This is a genomic window from Pantoea sp. CTOTU50773 (assembly GCF_032082325.1).
Classification (GTDB): domain Bacteria; phylum Pseudomonadota; class Gammaproteobacteria; order Enterobacterales; family Enterobacteriaceae; genus Pantoea; species Pantoea communis.
The window spans coordinates 1-16,232 of the sequence record NZ_DAMDQC010000093.1 but is presented as its reverse complement, the minus strand read 5'-3'; the positions used below and the strand labels follow the sequence as shown (position 1 = coordinate 16,232).

At 51.4% G+C, this 16,232-nt stretch carries 20 protein-coding genes and 1 pseudogene; 13 read left to right on the top strand and 8 right to left on the bottom strand.

The features are described from left to right. Nucleotides 1-265 precede the first annotated feature (265 nt). The gene (gene tyrR / locus RT340_RS14900; RefSeq protein WP_313376802.1) at nt 266-1,831 is read left to right on the top strand and encodes a transcriptional regulator TyrR; all 1,566 of its coding nucleotides are present in this window, start codon (nt 266-268) and stop codon (nt 1,829-1,831) included. Nucleotides 1,832-1,907: 76 nt separating this feature from the next. On the opposite strand, the gene tpx is transcribed toward tyrR, so the two are convergent. Beyond that, a complete protein-coding gene (gene tpx / locus RT340_RS14895; protein WP_034821364.1) occupies nt 1,908-2,411 on the bottom strand; it encodes a thiol peroxidase in 504 nt (167 codons plus the stop codon). A gap of 153 nt (nt 2,412-2,564) precedes the next feature. Here tpx and ycjG point away from each other — a divergent pair, with 153 nt between their 5' ends. Continuing rightward, nucleotides 2,565-3,551 carry an L-Ala-D/L-Glu epimerase gene (gene ycjG, locus RT340_RS14890; RefSeq protein ID WP_211728460.1) on the top strand — a complete coding sequence of 329 codons (987 nt, stop codon included), beginning with the start codon at nt 2,565-2,567 and terminating at the stop codon, nt 3,549-3,551. On the opposite strand, the gene mpaA is transcribed toward ycjG, so the two are convergent. Further along, nucleotides 3,520-4,233: a murein tripeptide amidase MpaA gene (mpaA, locus tag RT340_RS14885; protein WP_211728461.1), complete on the bottom strand. Its 714-nt coding sequence runs from the start codon at nt 4,231-4,233 to the stop codon at nt 3,520-3,522. The two genes, ycjG and mpaA, sit on opposite strands and share 32 nt — an antisense overlap. A gap of 211 nt (nt 4,234-4,444) precedes the next feature. Here mpaA and RT340_RS14880 point away from each other — a divergent pair, with 211 nt between their 5' ends. The 4 genes from RT340_RS14880 to RT340_RS14865 all read left to right on the top strand — a co-directional run bounded on the left by RT340_RS14880 (nt 4,445) and on the right by RT340_RS14865 (nt 7,715). Beyond that, nucleotides 4,445-6,064 (top strand): peptide ABC transporter substrate-binding protein, encoded by a 1,620-nt coding sequence (locus RT340_RS14880; RefSeq protein ID WP_313376798.1) that lies wholly within the window; start codon nt 4,445-4,447, stop codon nt 6,062-6,064. A 79-nt stretch (nt 6,065-6,143) separates the two neighbouring features. Then, on the top strand, nt 6,144-6,281 hold the full coding sequence (locus tag RT340_RS14875) for a hypothetical protein (protein WP_176505718.1): 138 nt from the start codon (nt 6,144-6,146) through the stop codon (nt 6,279-6,281). Further along, nucleotides 6,278-7,261, top strand: coding sequence for a zinc transporter ZntB (zntB, locus tag RT340_RS14870; protein ID WP_034821343.1), 984 nt, complete (start codon nt 6,278-6,280; stop codon nt 7,259-7,261). The genes RT340_RS14875 and zntB overlap by 4 nt, the downstream gene beginning before the upstream one ends. Nucleotides 7,262-7,568: 307 nt before the next feature. Continuing rightward, on the top strand, nt 7,569-7,715 hold the full coding sequence (locus tag RT340_RS14865) for a hypothetical protein (RefSeq protein ID WP_167347098.1): 147 nt from the start codon (nt 7,569-7,571) through the stop codon (nt 7,713-7,715). A 52-nt stretch (nt 7,716-7,767) separates the two neighbouring features. On the opposite strand, the gene ttcA is transcribed toward RT340_RS14865, so the two are convergent. Further along, a complete protein-coding gene (ttcA, locus tag RT340_RS14860; RefSeq protein WP_313376793.1) occupies nt 7,768-8,703 on the bottom strand; it encodes a tRNA 2-thiocytidine(32) synthetase TtcA in 936 nt (311 codons plus the stop codon). 48 nt (nt 8,704-8,751) lie between these two features. Beyond that, nucleotides 8,752-8,953: pseudogene (locus RT340_RS14855) on the bottom strand (tyrosine-type recombinase/integrase); the annotation flags it as partial. 136 nt (nt 8,954-9,089) lie between these two features. Here RT340_RS14855 and RT340_RS14850 point away from each other — a divergent pair. Next, nucleotides 9,090-9,500 carry a cupin domain-containing protein gene (locus tag RT340_RS14850; protein WP_160833587.1) on the top strand — a complete coding sequence of 137 codons (411 nt, stop codon included), beginning with the start codon at nt 9,090-9,092 and terminating at the stop codon, nt 9,498-9,500. 131 nt (nt 9,501-9,631) lie between these two features. On the opposite strand, the gene RT340_RS14845 is transcribed toward RT340_RS14850, so the two are convergent. Next, nucleotides 9,632-9,970, bottom strand: a complete 339-nt coding sequence (locus RT340_RS14845; protein WP_306439520.1) for a DUF4440 domain-containing protein — start codon at nt 9,968-9,970, stop codon at nt 9,632-9,634. 153 nt (nt 9,971-10,123) lie between these two features. Here RT340_RS14845 and RT340_RS14840 point away from each other — a divergent pair, with 153 nt between their 5' ends. The 3 genes from RT340_RS14840 to RT340_RS14830 all read left to right on the top strand — a co-directional run bounded on the left by RT340_RS14840 (nt 10,124) and on the right by RT340_RS14830 (nt 12,057). Next, nucleotides 10,124-10,663 (top strand): VOC family protein, encoded by a 540-nt coding sequence (locus RT340_RS14840; RefSeq protein ID WP_313376790.1) that lies wholly within the window; start codon nt 10,124-10,126, stop codon nt 10,661-10,663. Nucleotides 10,664-11,245: 582 nt separating this feature from the next. Then, on the top strand, nt 11,246-11,554 hold the full coding sequence (locus tag RT340_RS14835) for a hypothetical protein (protein WP_097117030.1): 309 nt from the start codon (nt 11,246-11,248) through the stop codon (nt 11,552-11,554). Between the two features lie 290 nt (nt 11,555-11,844). Further along, nucleotides 11,845-12,057: a biofilm development regulator YmgB/AriR family protein gene (locus tag RT340_RS14830; RefSeq protein ID WP_160833584.1), complete on the top strand. Its 213-nt coding sequence runs from the start codon at nt 11,845-11,847 to the stop codon at nt 12,055-12,057. A gap of 609 nt (nt 12,058-12,666) precedes the next feature. On the opposite strand, the gene RT340_RS14825 is transcribed toward RT340_RS14830, so the two are convergent. Both RT340_RS14825 and RT340_RS14820 read right to left on the bottom strand, forming a co-directional pair. After that, entirely contained in the window at nt 12,667-12,816 is a 150-nt protein-coding gene (locus tag RT340_RS14825) for a hypothetical protein (RefSeq protein ID WP_211728464.1), read from the bottom strand. Nucleotides 12,817-13,016: 200 nt separating this feature from the next. After that, nucleotides 13,017-13,277, bottom strand: a complete 261-nt coding sequence (locus tag RT340_RS14820) for a hypothetical protein (protein WP_097117033.1) — start codon at nt 13,275-13,277, stop codon at nt 13,017-13,019. Between the two features lie 571 nt (nt 13,278-13,848). Between RT340_RS14820 and RT340_RS14815 the strand changes: the two genes are divergently transcribed. After that, a complete protein-coding gene (locus tag RT340_RS14815; protein WP_160867414.1) occupies nt 13,849-15,009 on the top strand; it encodes a diguanylate phosphodiesterase in 1,161 nt (386 codons plus the stop codon). Between the two features lie 40 nt (nt 15,010-15,049). Here the strand turns inward: RT340_RS14815 and RT340_RS14810 are convergent, their stop codons facing one another. Next, nucleotides 15,050-15,304 (bottom strand): hypothetical protein, encoded by a 255-nt coding sequence (locus RT340_RS14810; protein ID WP_211728465.1) that lies wholly within the window; start codon nt 15,302-15,304, stop codon nt 15,050-15,052. 285 nt (nt 15,305-15,589) lie between these two features. Between RT340_RS14810 and RT340_RS14805 the strand changes: the two genes are divergently transcribed. Continuing rightward, complete coding sequence (locus tag RT340_RS14805; RefSeq protein WP_097117036.1) at nt 15,590-15,895, top strand: hypothetical protein; 306 nt, start codon at nt 15,590-15,592, stop codon at nt 15,893-15,895. A gap of 157 nt (nt 15,896-16,052) precedes the next feature. Continuing rightward, a partial coding sequence (locus tag RT340_RS14800) for a hypothetical protein (RefSeq protein ID WP_313376782.1) occupies nt 16,053-16,232 on the top strand: 180 nt, incomplete at its 3' end.

The following is a 16,232-nucleotide window of genomic DNA, read 5'->3' as shown; positions in this document are numbered from 1 at the left end:
GAAAGAATACCTGTCTAAGAGTAAGGATAAAGCAGAGCAGGCTGCTAAATAACATCTCTTTGTTCACCTTTCACGCTGCTAACTGGGTGAAAGGTGAAACTATCTTTGTTAAATGTGATATTTGGCGGGATTATTGTGCGTCGTTCCGCTACACTTCTTCGCGTCACCTGCCTCAAACTGTCAACTTTTCATGACAGCCCCCTTCTGAGGCGCTGCAAGTTAGCGTATTATCACTAAAATCAAAACCTGACTAAGGCTCATCGCAATGCGTTTGGAAGTTTTCTGCCAGGACCGCATCGGTCTGGCGCGCGAGCTACTCGACCTGCTGGTTGCGCGCAACATCGACCTGCGCGGTATTGACATTGCGCCGCTCGGTCGCATCTATCTCAACTTTTCTGCCCTTGAATTCGAACCCTTCAGTACACTGATGGCGGAAATCCGTCGTACACCTGGCGTAACAGATGTGCGCACCGTTAGCTACATGCCCTCTGAGCGTGAACATCGCGCGTTAAGTGCATTACTCATTGCTATGCCGGAGCCGGTGTTCTCTATCGACCTTAAATGCAAGGTGGAACTCGCCAACCCGGCAGCGCAAAACCTGTTTAATCTCGATGAACAGAAGCTGCGTAATCAGAACGCCGCGACTCTGATCACCGGTTTCAATTTCCAGCGCTGGATCGAGAATGAGCGTGTGGAAGCCCAGGCACATCACGTTGTTATTCAGGGCCGTGATTTCCTGATGGAAGCCCGACCAATTTATCTGGCGGAAGAAGAGGGGCAGAGCGATCAGCCCGTCGGCGCAATGATCACGCTGAAATCCACCGCCCGTATGGGCCGTCAGCTGCAAAATCTCACCGTGACGGATGAGTCGGAATTTGACCACATCGTGGCGGTGACGCCAAAAATGCGTCAGGTGATCGATCAGGCTCGTAAACTGGCGATGCACGACGCGCCACTGCTGATTGTCGGCGATACTGGCACCGGCAAAGATATGCTGGCACGCGCCTGCCATCTGCGCAGCGCACGCGGTAAAAAACCTTTTCTGGCGCTTAACTGTGCGTCTCTGCCGGATGATGTGGCCGAGAGTGAGCTGTTTGGTCACGCGGCGGGCGCTTATCCGAACGCGCTGGAAGGCAAGAAAGGTTTCTTTGAACAGGCCAATGGCGGCTCGGTGCTGCTGGATGAGATTGGTGAGATGTCACCGCGCATGCAGACAAAACTGCTGCGCTTCCTCAACGATGGCACTTTCCGTCGCGTGGGTGAAGAACATGAAGTGCATGTGGATGTGCGCGTCATTTGTGCCACGCAGAAGAACCTGATCGAGCTGGTGCAACGGGGTGAGTTCCGTGAAGACCTGTTTTACCGCCTTAATGTACTGACGCTCAATTTGCCGCCTTTACGTGAGCGCCCGCTGGACATCCTGCCGCTAACAGAGATGTTTGTGGCGCGATTTGCCGATGAGCAGGGACTGCCGCGTCCGCGTTTGTCACCGCAGCTGGCACCGTTCCTGACACGCTATAACTGGCCGGGTAATGTGCGGCAGTTGAAAAATGCGCTGTATCGCGCACTGACGCAGCTGGAAGGCTACGAGTTACGTCCTCAGGACATCATTCTGCCTGAGCAGGCGTTAGACGTGACGCTGGGCGAAGAAGCGATGGAAGGTTCGCTGGATGAGATCACCAGCCGTTTCGAACGTTCGGTGCTGACGCGGCTCTACTTGTCTTACCCAAGCACGCGCAAACTGGCAAAACGCCTGGGAGTGTCGCATACCGCGATTGCCAATAAACTGCGAGAATACGGGTTGGGGCAGAAGCGCGGCGAGAGCGAGTAATTTTACAGCGCTTATCTCACTGCCATAAAAAAGGGCGCACTTTATGAAGTGCGCCCTTATCACATCATCTTAATACTTACTTCAGTGCAGCCAGTGCCGCATCATAGTTGGGCTCTTCGGTGATTTCGTTCACCAATTCGCTGTAAATCACTTTGTCGTTTTCATCCAGTACCACTACTGCACGGGCAGTCAGGCCTTTCAGTGGGCCATCAGCAATCGCCACACCGTAATCTTCTTTGAACTCAGCACCGCGCAGCGCAGACAGGGTCACCACGTTGCTCACGTTTTCTGCACCGCAGAAACGAGACTGGGCAAACGGCAGATCGGCAGAGATGCACAGCACCACAGTGTTGCTGGATTCGCCAGAACGCTCGTTGAACTTGCGCACTGATGCCGCGCACACGCCGGTATCAATACTTGGGAAAATGTTCAGAACTTTGCGTTTACCTGCATACTGAGAAAGGGAGACGTCACTCAGGTCCTTTGCGACCAGAGAGAAAGCTTTTGCCTGTTCGCCAGCCTGCGGGAAGTGACCTGCAACCGGGACCGGATTGCCCTGAAAGTGAACATTCTGAGACATACGATTTCCTTTTAGCGATGAAAAAGTCTGGCATTAAGCCTGCCAGAGCAGATATAGCGTTTGTTTATGACATAATTTTGAAGGGTTTACGAGCGCATTTCGTCGCGATAGCAGAAGCACATCGCAATTAAGCCACGGATTTAAGGAGAATTAATGAGAACAGTGAAGAGTTATCCAGAGGCCTGGCCGTTACATTCGCCGTTTGTTATTTCACGCGGCAGCAGGACGGAAGCGCATGTTGTGGTGGTCGAGATTGAACAGGACGGCCTGAAAGGGGTAGGTGAAGGGACTCCTTACGCACGCTATGGCGAAAGTGAAGACTCAGTGCTGCAACAAATTGCCACGCAGTTGCCTGCGATACAAAATGGTATGACGCGAGCGGAGTTGCAACAGGCATTAGCGGCCGGTGCAGCGCGGAATGCGCTTGACTGTGCCTTATGGGATCTGGAACGCCAGCAACAGAATAAAAGTTTGCAGGCGCTGTGCGGTGTTGAGTTGGCAGAGGAAATCATAACGGCGCATACGGTGAGTATCGATACACCGGAAGCGATGGCCAGCAGCGCGTTAGCGTTGTGGCAACATGGTGCGCGTCTACTGAAGATAAAACTCGATCATCATTTGATCAGTGAACGTCTGGTGGCGATTCGCAGTGCCGTACCGGAAGCGACGTTAATTGTGGATGCCAATGAGTCCTGGCAGGCAGAAGGGCTGGCGGCGCGCTGTCAGCTACTGGCAGATTTAAACATTGCGATGCTCGAACAACCGCTTCCGGCAGCCGAAGATGCCGCATTGGCGAACTTTGTCCACCCACTTCCTATCTGTGCGGATGAGAGTTGTCACACCCGGGAGAATCTGGCGCAGTTGAAAGGGCGCTATGAGATGGTGAATATCAAGCTGGATAAAACCGGTGGATTGACGGAAGCCCTGGCGCTGGCAAAAGAGGCACGTCAGCAAGGGTTTGCAGTGATGCTCGGCTGTATGCTGTGTACTTCAAGGGCGATCCGCGCGGCGTTACCGCTGACACCGATCGCAAAATTCGCCGATCTTGACGGCCCAACCTGGCTAGCTGCCGATGTTGAGCCGTCGCTGCATTTTTCACACGGCGTGCTTAAGCCTGCGGCTGCCAGCGCAGCAGGTTAATCATCGCATCAAGGTACACTTCAGTCGCTTCATCCACTGAAATGGGCGGCATCTCGGCGGTTATGCACAACAAGCCGAGATCGTCGCACCAGCTGCCAAAAGAACCTGGCGTGGCATAGCCGACGCTGCTCACCACCGGTAATTGCGTTTGTTCTGCCAGCCACTGCGCAAGGTGGCTGTGGTGCGGGTCGTCAATGCAGGCCAGAGGCTCATGCCAGGACACCACCCAGCGCGGCTTGATTTGGTGGATCAACTGACATAGCGCGCGCGTTTCCGGCTCGGAAGCGGGGTTGCTGCCCGTCGACAGCACCACATCACGTTCGTCCGCTGCGCTGTTCCAGCGATATACCGTGTCGCCATTTTGCCAGTTGGCGGCCGGGAAATTGCGGTTGAGATCGACGCCGTTGGCATTGGCACGCAGCCCCAACTGGCAACCATCCGGATTCACCGCTAGCACCACATGATGGCGGCGCAGTGGCTCCGGCAGCGTGCGCATCGCACCGGATAAGGTCGCGACGGCGGCATTTTCATCACCGTGCGTGCCGGCAATGATCAACCCACTGTCGGCATCGTCCGCCGGGGCCGGGAACCACAGCAGCGGTGCGCCGAGCACCGATTGCCCATATTGTTGCCAGACCGCGTCGAGTTTGCCGCGCAGCGGGCGGGGATGATGTGACGACATGACATTCCTCTCTGAAATCGTGCAATGAGCGCATGGATAGCAAGGCGCTTCAGGATTTAAAAATGTGACCGACAATTCAGCCTCAACATAACGGTAAACAGCAGACAGGGAAATAGCTATATATCAATCAGCAATTTGCGATAGAGTCACCAAAGACGCTGGCGACGCAGACCCCTTCGCAGTCGCCATTTTTTTGGGTAAAGGAGTGGTGATGACATTAACTTTCCGCAAGACGCTGGCCGCCGTAATGATTGCTGGTGTTTTCTCACCGGTGTTTGCTGCTAATGTGCCAACGGGCGCACAGTTAGCGCCGACTCAGGAAATTGTTCGCCATATTAAAGACGAACCCGCTTCGCTGGATCCGATTAAAGCCGTGGGGCTGCCAGAAATTCAGGTGATGCGCGATCTGTTTGAAGGGCTGACCAATCAGGACGCACACGGCAAAATCGTGCCGGGCGTGGCAGAAAGCTGGCACAGCAACGACAACAAAACCTGGATCTTCACGCTGCGTAAAGATGCGCGCTGGTCAAATGGCGAACCGGTGACAGCGCAGGACTTCGTTTATAGCTGGCAGCGCCTGGTGGAGCCGAAAAACAGTTCTCCCTTTGCGTGGTTTGCCGCGCTGAGCGGTATCGAAAACGCGGATGCCATCACCAAAGGGCAAATGAGTGCCGATAAATTGGGTGTCACAGCCACCGATGCCAATCATCTCAAGGTGACATTGTCACGCCCGGTGCCGTGGTTTCCGAGCATGGTAGCCAATGCCGCGATGGATCCGGTATCGCAGAAGGTGATTGAGCAAAATCCTGATAGCTGGACGTCGCCTGGTAAACTGGTGGGCAACGGCGCCTATCAATTGCAGGATCGCGTGGTGAACGAAAAAATTGTGTTGGTGCGCAATCAACACTACTGGGACAACAGCCATTCCGTACTCACCAAAGTGACCTTTATCCCCATCAATGAAGAGTCCAGCGCCACCAAACGTTACCGCGCGGGCGATATCGATATCACCGAATCTTTCCCGAAAAATATGTATGCGCTGCTGAAAAAAGAGCTGCCGGGCCAGGTGTATACGCCGGATCAGTTGGGCACCTATTACTACGCCTTTAACACCGAAAAGGGCCCGACCGCCGATGTGCGCGTGCGTAAAGCGCTGTCATGGAGCATCGATCGTCGCATTATTGCCGAGAAAGTGTTGGGTACCGGGGAGAAACCGGCCTGGCACTTTACACCGGATGTCACCGCAGGCTTTACACCTCAGCAAAGTTATCTGCAACAGCACAGCCAGCAGGAATTGAATGCACAGGCAAAAGCGCTGCTGACGTCGGCGGGCTACGGTCCCGGCAAGCCGCTGCATTTGACGCTGCTGTATAACACCTCGGAAAGCCATCAGAAGATTGCCATCGCCGTGGCGTCGATGTGGAAAAAGAACCTTGGAGTGGACGTTACGCTGCAAAACCAGGAGTGGAAAACCTACATCGACAGCCGCAACAGCGGTAACTTTGACGTGATTCGTGCGTCATGGGTCGGGGATTACAATGAACCTTCCACTTTCCTGAGTTTGCTGACCTCAACACACACCGGCAATATCGCCCGTTTCCACAGCGCGGATTATGATGCGGTGCTGACAAAAGCCAGCATGGAAACCAGCGTAACTGCCCGCAATACCGACTACAACAAAGCGGAGCAGATCATTGCCGATCAGGCACCAATCGCCCCGATCTACCAATATACCAACGGGCGACTGATCAAACCGTGGGTCAAAGGTTATCCGATCACCAATCCCGAAGATGTCGCCTACAGCCGCGAACTGTGGATCGAAAAGCACTGATATAACGACGCTAATCAGCAGAGTGATGTGATTGTGTGCGTCTCCATAACCGTAGCAACGGATTAAGGAGACGCATCCAATGACGATGTCGCCGCTCTCGCTTTCTGCGGATGCTCACCTTTATCTTGTCATCTTTGCTCACAGCCTGATGATTGCAACTCGTCTGCGCCACGCTAGACTGTATCGTATTGATTTTGAAAGTGAGGCGAGTCAGTGAACGTCATTGAAGGAAAAGCGTTAAAAGTTTCGGATGCCATTATCTCCTGCCAGCTCGACGGCAAAGGCGGGGTTATCCCGATTGAAGATAAAGATGTCATCAACTGTGAGCGTCCGTGCTGGCTGCATCTGAACTACACCCAACGGCAAAGTGCCGAGTGGCTGCAAAATACCCCGCTGATCCCCGATTCCGTGCGTGATGCGTTAGCGGGCGACAGCATGCGCCCACGCGTCACGCGCCTGGGCGACGGTTTTATGATAGTGCTGCGCAGTGTCAATCACAACGCCGATTCACGACCGGATCAACTCGTCGCCATGCGCGTGTTTATCAACGACAAAGTGATCGTCTCCACGCGTCGCCGCAAAGTGTATGCCATTGACGAAGTGCTGGCTGATTTGCAAAACGGTAACGGCCCGGTGGATGGCGGTAGCTGGCTGGTGGATGTTTGCGATGCGCTCACCGATCACGCCAGCGAATTTATCGAAGAGATGCACGACAAAATTATCGAGCTGGAAGATGCGTTGATGGATCAGCAGGTTCCGGCACGCGGCGAGTTAGCGCTGCTGCGTAAGCAACTGATCGTGATGCGTCGTTATATGGCGCCGCAACGTGATGTATATGCCCGTCTGGCAAGTGAAAAACTGCCGTGGATGAATGATGACGACCGTCGTCGTATGCAGGACGTTGCTGATCGTCTGGGACGCGGACTGGATGACCTCAATGCAGGCGTAGCGCGTACCGGGATTTTGGCCGATGAAGTCGCGTCTTTACTGGCAGAGTCGATGAACCGCCGCACCTATACCATGTCGCTGATGGCGATGATTTTCCTGCCAGCGACATTCCTGACAGGATTGTTTGGCGTCAACCTTGGCGGTATTCCGGGTGGTAGTTGGCCGCTGGGCTTTACCGCGTTCTGCGTACTACTGCTGGTGATGGTGGTGGGCGTGGCGATATGGCTCAAACGACGCAACTGGTTGTAATGTAAGTCTCAGGTTATAAGCGTTAACCCGCTGTTAAATAAGGTGCTGTAATCAAAAAAGCGGGAAAAACCTGATCGATATCAATAAGTGGATCGCCTAACAGGGGCAAACTCTCTCTCGCAGGTGAATGCAACGTCAAGCGATGGGCGTTGCGCTCCATATTGTCTTACTTCCTTTTTTTGAATTACTGCATAGCACATTTGATTCGTACAACGCCGGCTAATCCGCCGGCTTTTTTTTTCCCCGCTTGGCTTGGCTGTGTTTCCTTTCCTATGCTTAAAGGACATTCAGCGATAAGGAGCAGGGCATGCAAGAACTCATTGCCAGCGATCCCATTCCAACCGATCCGCCACCGATTCCAGAACCGATTCCTCATCCGCAGCCAATTCCGGAACCCGATCCTCCCTACGATCCCGAGTTTCCACCGATCATCGATCCGCCACCTCACCGGTAATAAAAAAGGCGCAGAGCCGAAGCGCTGCGCCTTAATTAGAATCGTCTACAAATTACTTAATTTCTAACACATCCAGTCGCACGCTCATTTCCGGCGCGTCTTCTTCGTCCGGCTGCCAGCCCGCAGGTTTCACCGGCAATGTTTCGCGATCAAAGCCAATATCGCCGCCGTCGACCACTTCATCGCCGTGCTGAATGCCTTTAAAGTCGAACAAATTAATGTCCGCCATGTGGGAAGGCACAATGTTCTGCATCGCACTGAACATGGTTTCGATACGGCCCGGATAGCGTTTATCCCAGTCACGCAGCATATCCGCGACGACCTGACGCTGCAGGTTCGGCTGTGAACCGCACAGATTGCACGGAATAATCGGATACTGGCGCGCTTCAGCGAAGCGGATGATGTCTTTTTCGCGGCAATAGGCCAGCGGACGAATGACAATATGTTTACCATCGTCACTCATTAGCTTTGGTGGCATACCTTTCATTTTGCCGCCGTAGAACATGTTCAGGAACAGGGTCTGCAGGATATCGTCGCGATGATGGCCCAGCGCAATCTTGGTACAGCCTAATTCGGTAGCGGTGCGGTAAAGGATCCCGCGACGCAGACGTGAACAGAGCGAACAGGTGGTCTTGCCTTCCGGAATCTTCTCTTTAACGATGGAGTAAGTATCTTCGTCAACGATTTTATACTCGACACCCTGTTCTTCCAGATACGCTGGCAGAATATGTGCCGGGAATCCTGGCTGTTTTTGGTCGAGGTTGACCGCCACCAGTGAGAAGTTCACCGGCGCGCTCTTCTGCAAACTGCACAAAATTTCCAGCATGGTGTAGCTGTCTTTACCGCCCGACAGGCAGACCATGATGCGATCGCCTTCTTCAATCATGTTGAAATCAGCAATGGCCTCGCCCACGTTACGACGCAGACGCTTCTGAAGCTTGTTCAGGTTGTACTGCTCTTTTTTTGTTACTTCTTGATTATCATGCATTATTTACTGTCTCAGAAACCAAAAGGGGCATACAGGGGGCAACTGTTATCAGATAGCCAGTTTGCTGTTGAGCATGTCAACCTGTTCGCCATTCATCTCTTCAATCCATGTCGCGTAGATTTCATATACCATCTGCGCGTTTTCATGCCCCATCTGATTCGCTATGAATGACGGGTTGGCGCCAGCCGACAAAAAGCCAGCAGGCAAAAGTATGTCGCGTATGGTACGGATTACGGCGACGAATTCCAGCTCCAATCTGATTATTAATTTGAATTTTCAACGTCCGGCTCTGAAGCTGTTTTGGCGTTGAGCTTAAAAAGCAATCTTTCTGCTTCTGCTAAACTTTTGTCTGAAAGCATGAAAATACACAATTGGAAGGATAGACAATGGCAAACGCAGAGCTGACCCCAAATAAAGGTTCGGATAAGATCGAACATAAACTTATTCTTCAGAGTGGGACAGCATGGAATAAGCAGCCTTATGAAGCGTATTCCAAAGGCAAGCCACTCATTTCGGTAATGCGCATGTCTTTACCTCCTGATAGCGAGCTGCCCTGGCACACACATGCCATGCCTAACACGGCATACGTCCTGTCGGGACAGTTGACAATTGAAGACATGAATACAGGCGCCACATATCGCGTTAATGCGGGTGAGGCGATCAATGAAACGGTAAATAGCGCACACCGCGGGTATACGTCTGAACAGGGGGCTGAACTGGTAATTTTTTACGCAGGAGTTGAAGGTCAGGAGCTTTCAGAACCTCTTCCTGGAGAGAAACCTGAATACCAGGCCTGATTTAAAAGACCACAGTACTCAGAATTTTGCCGTCCATTTTGGTGAGGGTTGTGTTGCACCGACCCGTCGAACTCATTTCATATTCGAATTTGCTGGGCATCACACCTGAAAACAATAGTGCGGCTAATTAGCTAAGCACGCGTCGGTACAGGCGTACCCTGGTGGAAAATCAGAGACCACTGGCCCTCTTTCGAAAGTAGCCAGTAAGAGGAACGTAATGCAGGTCGGCTCCCGTCAGCATCAGACGTACGGTAAAGAAGTATCGCGCAACTTTCATTTATTTCGGTTAACCGGAAATTGCTGCTTATGATTGGACTTGCAGTTTTCTCGCTCAATAGCGACATGATCGTGTCTGAGCGATCGACCATCATGCCTGAACGTGTAATCTCCCGGAATTCAGGATGAAGAAGATGCTCGAGCCAATCCCGGTCGTTGCGTTTGTCACCGTGAAGGCTGCATTCAAGCAACATGAGCTTTTCAAGGAGCATTCTAATTAACCCTTAATGATCTGACAGGACGTTTTTTTTGCATTGAAAGGGTGTCAATGAGTTATCGCGCCGCTCATTGGGCAGAAAAGTACTACTCTTTGTAGAAGTTATCATAATTCTAACTGGAGGATATGTATGGAAAATATACCGACGCGCGCGCCAACCAGGGGCATAAACCCTGTAGAGCTTACCGTTCCCGACCTGCAACAGGCAACTGAATTTTTACAGAAGGCGCTGGACGCTAAATTTGTCTATAACGGCCTAACAGAGCATGATCATCCACGACAGGGAGCAGATACAGAGAAACAATTAGGCTTAAGCTCCGGGACAATGATTATCAAGCAGCGTTTGCTACGGATTGGTAATGGTCCAAATCTCGAGCTTTTTGAGATAAAAAGTGAAGAACAGAAGCAACCTGTAAGGCTGCAGGATATTGGCTGGAATCACATCTCTCTTTATGTGGACGATATAAATTATGCGGTGGAAAGGGTCAGGGCAGCGGGAGGAAGGTTTCTTTCAGAAATACATGGTAACTCCCGTCATGAAGATACCGAAAATAATGCTAGCGTATACTTTCAGGCTCCGTGGGGCAGCCTGATTGAACTTCAATCAATACCGAATGGTTACTATTATCCCGATGATAGCGAAGCAGAGACATGGATACCTGCGCCGTAGTCATCATCTCAGGTAAGGGTGCTTAGCTAAACCTGCGCCCATTCACGCAGCACGTGTCTTAAAACTGGCAAACACTTAACCATAGCTGACTTACGCACTGTGTCAGCTATGTAGCTAGCCCCTCTTACTTTCATCATCAGATGTCTCTTCTGAGTTATGCTCAGATCAGCAGTTTACTGACTCAAATTGCTATTACATCTCGTTATTAACTTGCTTTTACTTATGCTAGTTAATACTTTATTAGATTAGTCACCTAATCATTAATGATGCCAGGCATTTAATTAAGTCGTTTACATAAGCGTTGAGAAATTTCGATCCCTTAACGTCATAAGTGAGAGTTAAACAATAGAAAACTCTAACTCACCTCTTATCTACCATTATTATAAATAAATGATGAGATTGTTACATGCCGCAAGGTAATTCAAATATTCCTATTGTTTAGAGAGGTTGAGAAAAGTTCCAACATTGAGTTGCATATTTGAATAGGCATAACCTATCGGGTAAATAATATAGCCGGGGAGGTTAATGCTATAATACTATCGTAGTAAACAATGTTCTCTAATTCATAAGCGAGGTACAAACGTGTTGTACAGCGAAGACATGACCGGTCACGCAATTATTGGTGAAGCAGCAGTCAATCTAGCCGTGCGTGAACAGGATATAACCGTCGATGCGCTTATCTCTGAATTGGCCGCGATGCTTAAGGCAGACAGTAGTCACTCAAGAGAGCTGTCAATCAGGGAAGCCATCAAGTGGTTGCGAGGACACCGTAGTATTAGCGCTAAATCTACTGGTGAAGATAGGTGGCTTTTACCAGATGCAGGCCATTCAGGCACTGCATCACAGGAAAGTACCTTACGCTTGATGGCAGATGACGATGACTTAAGATAACCACATACTGTGGCGGCAGGTAAGGTAATGCCTGTCGCTTTCGTATGTGTCAGTGCCAGGGTTTTAATTACCCAAATAGCTGCTTTTTCTGAATCTGCGCTTGCTCGCTCCGCAATACATTTACTGTCATATACTTCACTAAAGCGGCAGTATTTATGACTGCAGGACTATAATCTTCAACCTTTAATCCAGCCAATGCGCAATTTAAACCAACGCGAATCGCGCGAGCATTCAGGGATCATCACAGCATGAGAGAAACCAATACGGTTGCACACATACAGGCATGCCTTATGGTTAAAGGTGACCGTTATGCATTACAGAAAGAAACGCTGGACGACATTATCCACAACCTTATTTATATAGGGGCACCGGTGAATAACAAAACCATTATGCGGCATATCATGAATCAGCTCATGGTTGAAAATAACGCCGAAAGGCAGGAAATCCTGCGCGTTTTGCTCCAGTTGATCGTGGGATATACGCCGGACGATCCCGGTGTCTGAAAGCGGCTGGCGCCGCATAATTTCAGTTGAGTTTTTTTGCCAGTAACCTGATAGCCCGCTCACAGGAGTCGCGCATTATTTTGTCCGGGGCGGACTCCTTCAGGCGCCAGAGGGCAGCGATGAGTTCATGCACATGTACGGTCCCGCTGGGACGCAGCAATTGCTTCAGCGCGACAGCCACAGCCTGGTGCATAAGGTCCTCTATTTCATTTCCGTTTTTCAGATGCGCTCCGCTTATTGGGGATATATACAGTGTATCGCGATAAGCGGTGCTGATAAACATGCGCGGAAAAAAACAGTCTGATAGCAGTTCAATCAGTAAAGGGATTTCCGGTCAGGTGGAATATCGTGGTTGCCGCCAGGTGCTTCGTCTTCATGACCTGGCAGCGGTATAGCTACATTATGAATAAAATGTTCTGACATAGTTCTTCCCGTCACCTTTAAATAGATGACATTAAGTTTAGCTGCGTTACTTTACTGAGTGTGAATCATTATCCGTAATGTGACTTAGGATTAAAAAAGTTCATCGCGCATGAAGTGTGAGCGTAGAGTCCCGCGTATCGGACATGCTGTCATCGATGCACAGACGACAGATGGAGGCCCAAACATTCATACGTTGCGATGCAATCTGATAGGCGTGCCTATAGGTGAGGGCAGACCCCAGAAATTGACGCTCAGGATGATCTTCCAGGCATACGCATCCTCTGGCGTGTAACTGGTAATGCTGTCCTGCATTGAGAAGGTAATAAAACTGGACATACGTGTTTCCTTCTGGTTAAAAGAGATACTGTATGCTGGGATGTCAGGTAGTGAAATTCATTTTTTATAAGCGATTTAAGCCGGTACTACCGAAGGGTGTCGTCCCTGACAGGTTCTCCGGCCGGTGCACGCCTGGGCGAGACCGGTGAGGTCATCTTCATCGTCGTCTTCCGGCCAGAGCCGGACTACGTCCTTTGGCGTCAGTTCTTCTCGTCGTTCAGGTCTGCAAAAGTCTGCAGGTACGGCAGATACCGGACAGCCTGTTCAGGCTCATTGAAGCTTTTCAACCAGCTTCTGGCTTCCGAAATTTCCGTGAGCCTGTTATCGCTGCCGCCGGCTTTTGCCATGCGTCCAAGCTCAGAAATAAGCGAATGCACGCTTATCTCTTTTTCACCCAGCGCAAGACTTAATGCCGCTTCGCCAATAATGACGTGCCCTTTCCCGTCGTGATGATTAGACAAATTAGCTACCTCCGTTTCACGTTGATGACAGCCTCACGTCACACTGTAGTCGCAGATGGTGAAAGTGCCCGTAGGTTATTCTGAAAAAAGCTGAATTCGTAATAATTTGTATCAATTGCTGAGTTTATTGGGCCCTTTATGCAAAAAAATCCACTTAAGTAATCCACGAAGAATTAACCGTGGCCGGATAAATTTATTTTCTGACAATTAAATCAGGCTGTTCAATCCGTCAGATTTTGCATGCGTTAATGTGGACGTGTGCTGCCGGTAACCTTGAGCCTTTCGCGGCGCGCAGGTTGAGTACTGTTGATAAGGATTTTGGGTAAACGCATGCAGGAGGCGCTCAAATCGAAAGATATTACTTTGCGTACAAATGCTTCGCTACTATGCGTACTGGCTTTGTGAAGCGCGGCACCCGCATGAATTAATACCTGTGTTGAGGACAAAAAGGCTTAATGATGTCTACGTCGTTTAAGTCGCGGTGCGGTGAGAGTGACTACCGGTCCGGTTTGAGAATGGTCAGCCAACTGCTATGGTGCCCGTGACAATCTGCGGTAATAAGGAGCCAGAAATGCTTACAACAATTATTTACCGAAGCCATCTTGCCGATGAGGTACCCATAAGCATCCTGCCGGGTATGGTGGAGAAAGCCAGCCTGCTCAACGCCCGGCATCAGGTTACGGGGATCTTGCTCTTTAACGGCACGCACTTCTTCCAGATTCTTGAGGGCCCGGAGGAGGGCGTACTGGACATTTATGGTCGTATCTGCGCCGACCGGCGTCACCACAATGTGGTTGAGCTGATGCGCGACTACTCACCGTCGCGCCGCTTCGGCAACCATGGAATGGAGCTGTTTGACCTGCGCCGCCATGACAGTGGCAGTGTGCTGCAGGCGGTGCTTGACCGCGGCACGTCTAAATATCGTCTGACATACGACGATCGGGGCCTGCAGTTCTTACGCACCTTCGTGGAAGCCCGTGAGAAAGAAAACTACTTCGAGGTTTTGCCCGCTGACTACTGGGACTTTGTACCGGATGAGAACGGTCCCCCGTTCCCTGCGGTGGGCGTCACCTTCCGCCCGGTGGTTGATCCTCTGGGTCGTAAGGTCACAGCCATCGAGGCCATACCCGATGAAGCCCCGGATGGACTGACCGGCGAGGCGCTGTATGCGTATAACCTAAGCGTCGTCACAGAGGCGCTGAACAAGGCAGGCAGATCGTGTCCCGACGACATCATGTTATACGTCAGCATATTGCCCATGACGCTGGTTAATCTTGCGGATGCCGTTAGCCGGCTCATTAACGCAATTGACCGTGCTGAGCTGGTGCCGCAGCAAATAATACTCGGCGTCAGTGAAACAGAGGTTATCTCTCAGCTGGAATCATTCACTCAGGCGGTACGCCAACTGAAGCAAGCCGGTATCAGTATCTCTATCGACAACTTTGGTGACGGTTCGGCAGGACTGTCTCTGCTGGCGCACGTCCAGCCGGACCGCGTGCGCATCGGCGCAGCGATCGTGCGCAATATTCACCGCAGCGGTCCCCGTCAGGCGGTGGTACACGCGGTGCTTCGCTGTTGTTCAGCGCTGGAGATAAACGTCATTGCAGCGGGTATCGAACAGCCTGAGGAATGGATGTGGCTGGAGGCGGCTGGTGTCACTGATTTCCAGGGTGCCCTGTTCACTGCAAAAGGCGCGGCCGTTGCCTGGCCGGAGACCCGAGAGGCTGTTTGAGATACAGGAAAGAAAAGGGCCCAAAGCGGGCCCAACAGGATTAGGAGGTTGCGGTAAGGTTGGTTGCTGGCTGCTCGGCCATGACAGCCGTTATTTGTGCCCTCTCAAACCGCAAAGTTCTGCCACGATTCGCTTTTTCAAGCCAGCTAATGAAATGCGTCATCATTGCGGAAGCGTGTTGTGTGTCGGGCGTGCGATAAATAAGCAGCCGGCTTTTGGTCTGGTTTGTGCAGTCGATGGCATAAATCTCAATACCGGTATCACGTTGCTCGCTTTCAATTGCTGTGAAATGCATGCGAGGCCACCGGTTTAACCTCAGCATAAACTCACTTAGAATCATCTTTTTCGCCTTTATTATTTTAGAGTTGGAAGACTTTTTTCACTGGTCTGCCCAGCGTAGAACTGGTTGCGGACTCTGCAAGCTAACGGCACATTATTATTCGTAAAAATTTCGTAAAGGCAGTGGGTTAAAAGACTTATCAACACCGCAGACGTCTATAGCATGAACCTGAGGTGCGTATCCGGCAATCCGCTGGCGGGCTATCAGTGCAAAAGGGAATAACTGAGAGGGGAGTCAGTAATGCTCAGTGAAGATCGTTTGAATCAAATCGCAGAAAATCAGGGCAGCTATGAAGCGGAAGCTGTGGCCATGGCGCTGGAGATCCTGCAACTGCGGCGTATGCTAGGTGCCCCCTGGGCCGTGGTGCAACCGCTGGGCGAGCTTTACGTTGAGGACGGGAACGCGGCTATGATCTGGCCGGCAAGCCTGGCGGAGCGGGGCGACGTCTGCCTGTATCGCCTTGAAAAGCCTTCACAGGTGGCGGCAGCCTCATCGCCCGTAGCAAAGCAGCGCGGCCGCAGAAAGAAATTATCGGCGCTGGAGTAAGGTACCTTCAGCACAGCTTAGCTCTGCTGGACTCCCCTGACGTGACGCGTGTTAACACTGCCGCGTAAATGTTTTCTATAGGTATCCTTCCCGTTCATGTTCGGGCCAGCTGCACTGTGCTAAGCTCTGCGCCCAAAACCTGCTGCCGGATAACCCCATGAAAAATGATTTTGAAGATAAAATGGCCGACATTATGCTTGGCGAAGCCGTCACGGCGCTGCTGGATGAGGACGTGGCCATTAGCTGGGCGGCCCTGACGGATCGCTTACGATCGGCCATTGAAATTGAAACGGACGAAGATCGGATTCGCGCAGGTCTGCGCGCTATTGAAGAAGTA

Coding starts and splice junctions, on each gene's coding strand:
- RT340_RS14850 (WP_160833587.1), top strand. CDS start 9,090: ATGGCAAACGCAGAGCTGACCCCAAATAAAGGTTCGGATAAGATCGAA.
- RT340_RS14815 (WP_160867414.1), top strand. CDS start 13,849: ATGCTTACAACAATTATTTACCGAAGCCATCTTGCCGATGAGGTACCC.
- RT340_RS14865 (WP_167347098.1), top strand. CDS start 7,569: ATGCAAGAACTCATTGCCAGCGATCCCATTCCAACCGATCCGCCACCG.
- RT340_RS14875 (WP_176505718.1), top strand. CDS start 6,144: ATGACGATGTCGCCGCTCTCGCTTTCTGCGGATGCTCACCTTTATCTT.
- mpaA (WP_211728461.1), bottom strand. CDS start 4,233: ATGTCGTCACATCATCCCCGCCCGCTGCGCGGCAAACTCGACGCGGTC.
- ycjG (WP_211728460.1), top strand. CDS start 2,565: ATGAGAACAGTGAAGAGTTATCCAGAGGCCTGGCCGTTACATTCGCCG.
- ttcA (WP_313376793.1), bottom strand. CDS start 8,703: ATGCATGATAATCAAGAAGTAACAAAAAAAGAGCAGTACAACCTGAAC.
- RT340_RS14830 (WP_160833584.1), top strand. CDS start 11,845: ATGGTTAAAGGTGACCGTTATGCATTACAGAAAGAAACGCTGGACGAC.
- RT340_RS14810 (WP_211728465.1), bottom strand. CDS start 15,304: ATGCATTTCACAGCAATTGAAAGCGAGCAACGTGATACCGGTATTGAG.
- RT340_RS14825 (WP_211728464.1), bottom strand. CDS start 12,816: ATGTCCAGTTTTATTACCTTCTCAATGCAGGACAGCATTACCAGTTAC.
- RT340_RS14845 (WP_306439520.1), bottom strand. CDS start 9,970: ATGTTGCTTGAATGCAGCCTTCACGGTGACAAACGCAACGACCGGGAT.
- tyrR (WP_313376802.1), top strand. CDS start 266: ATGCGTTTGGAAGTTTTCTGCCAGGACCGCATCGGTCTGGCGCGCGAG.
- RT340_RS14805 (WP_097117036.1), top strand. CDS start 15,590: ATGCTCAGTGAAGATCGTTTGAATCAAATCGCAGAAAATCAGGGCAGC.
- RT340_RS14880 (WP_313376798.1), top strand. CDS start 4,445: ATGACATTAACTTTCCGCAAGACGCTGGCCGCCGTAATGATTGCTGGT.
- tpx (WP_034821364.1), bottom strand. CDS start 2,411: ATGTCTCAGAATGTTCACTTTCAGGGCAATCCGGTCCCGGTTGCAGGT.
- RT340_RS14840 (WP_313376790.1), top strand. CDS start 10,124: ATGGAAAATATACCGACGCGCGCGCCAACCAGGGGCATAAACCCTGTA.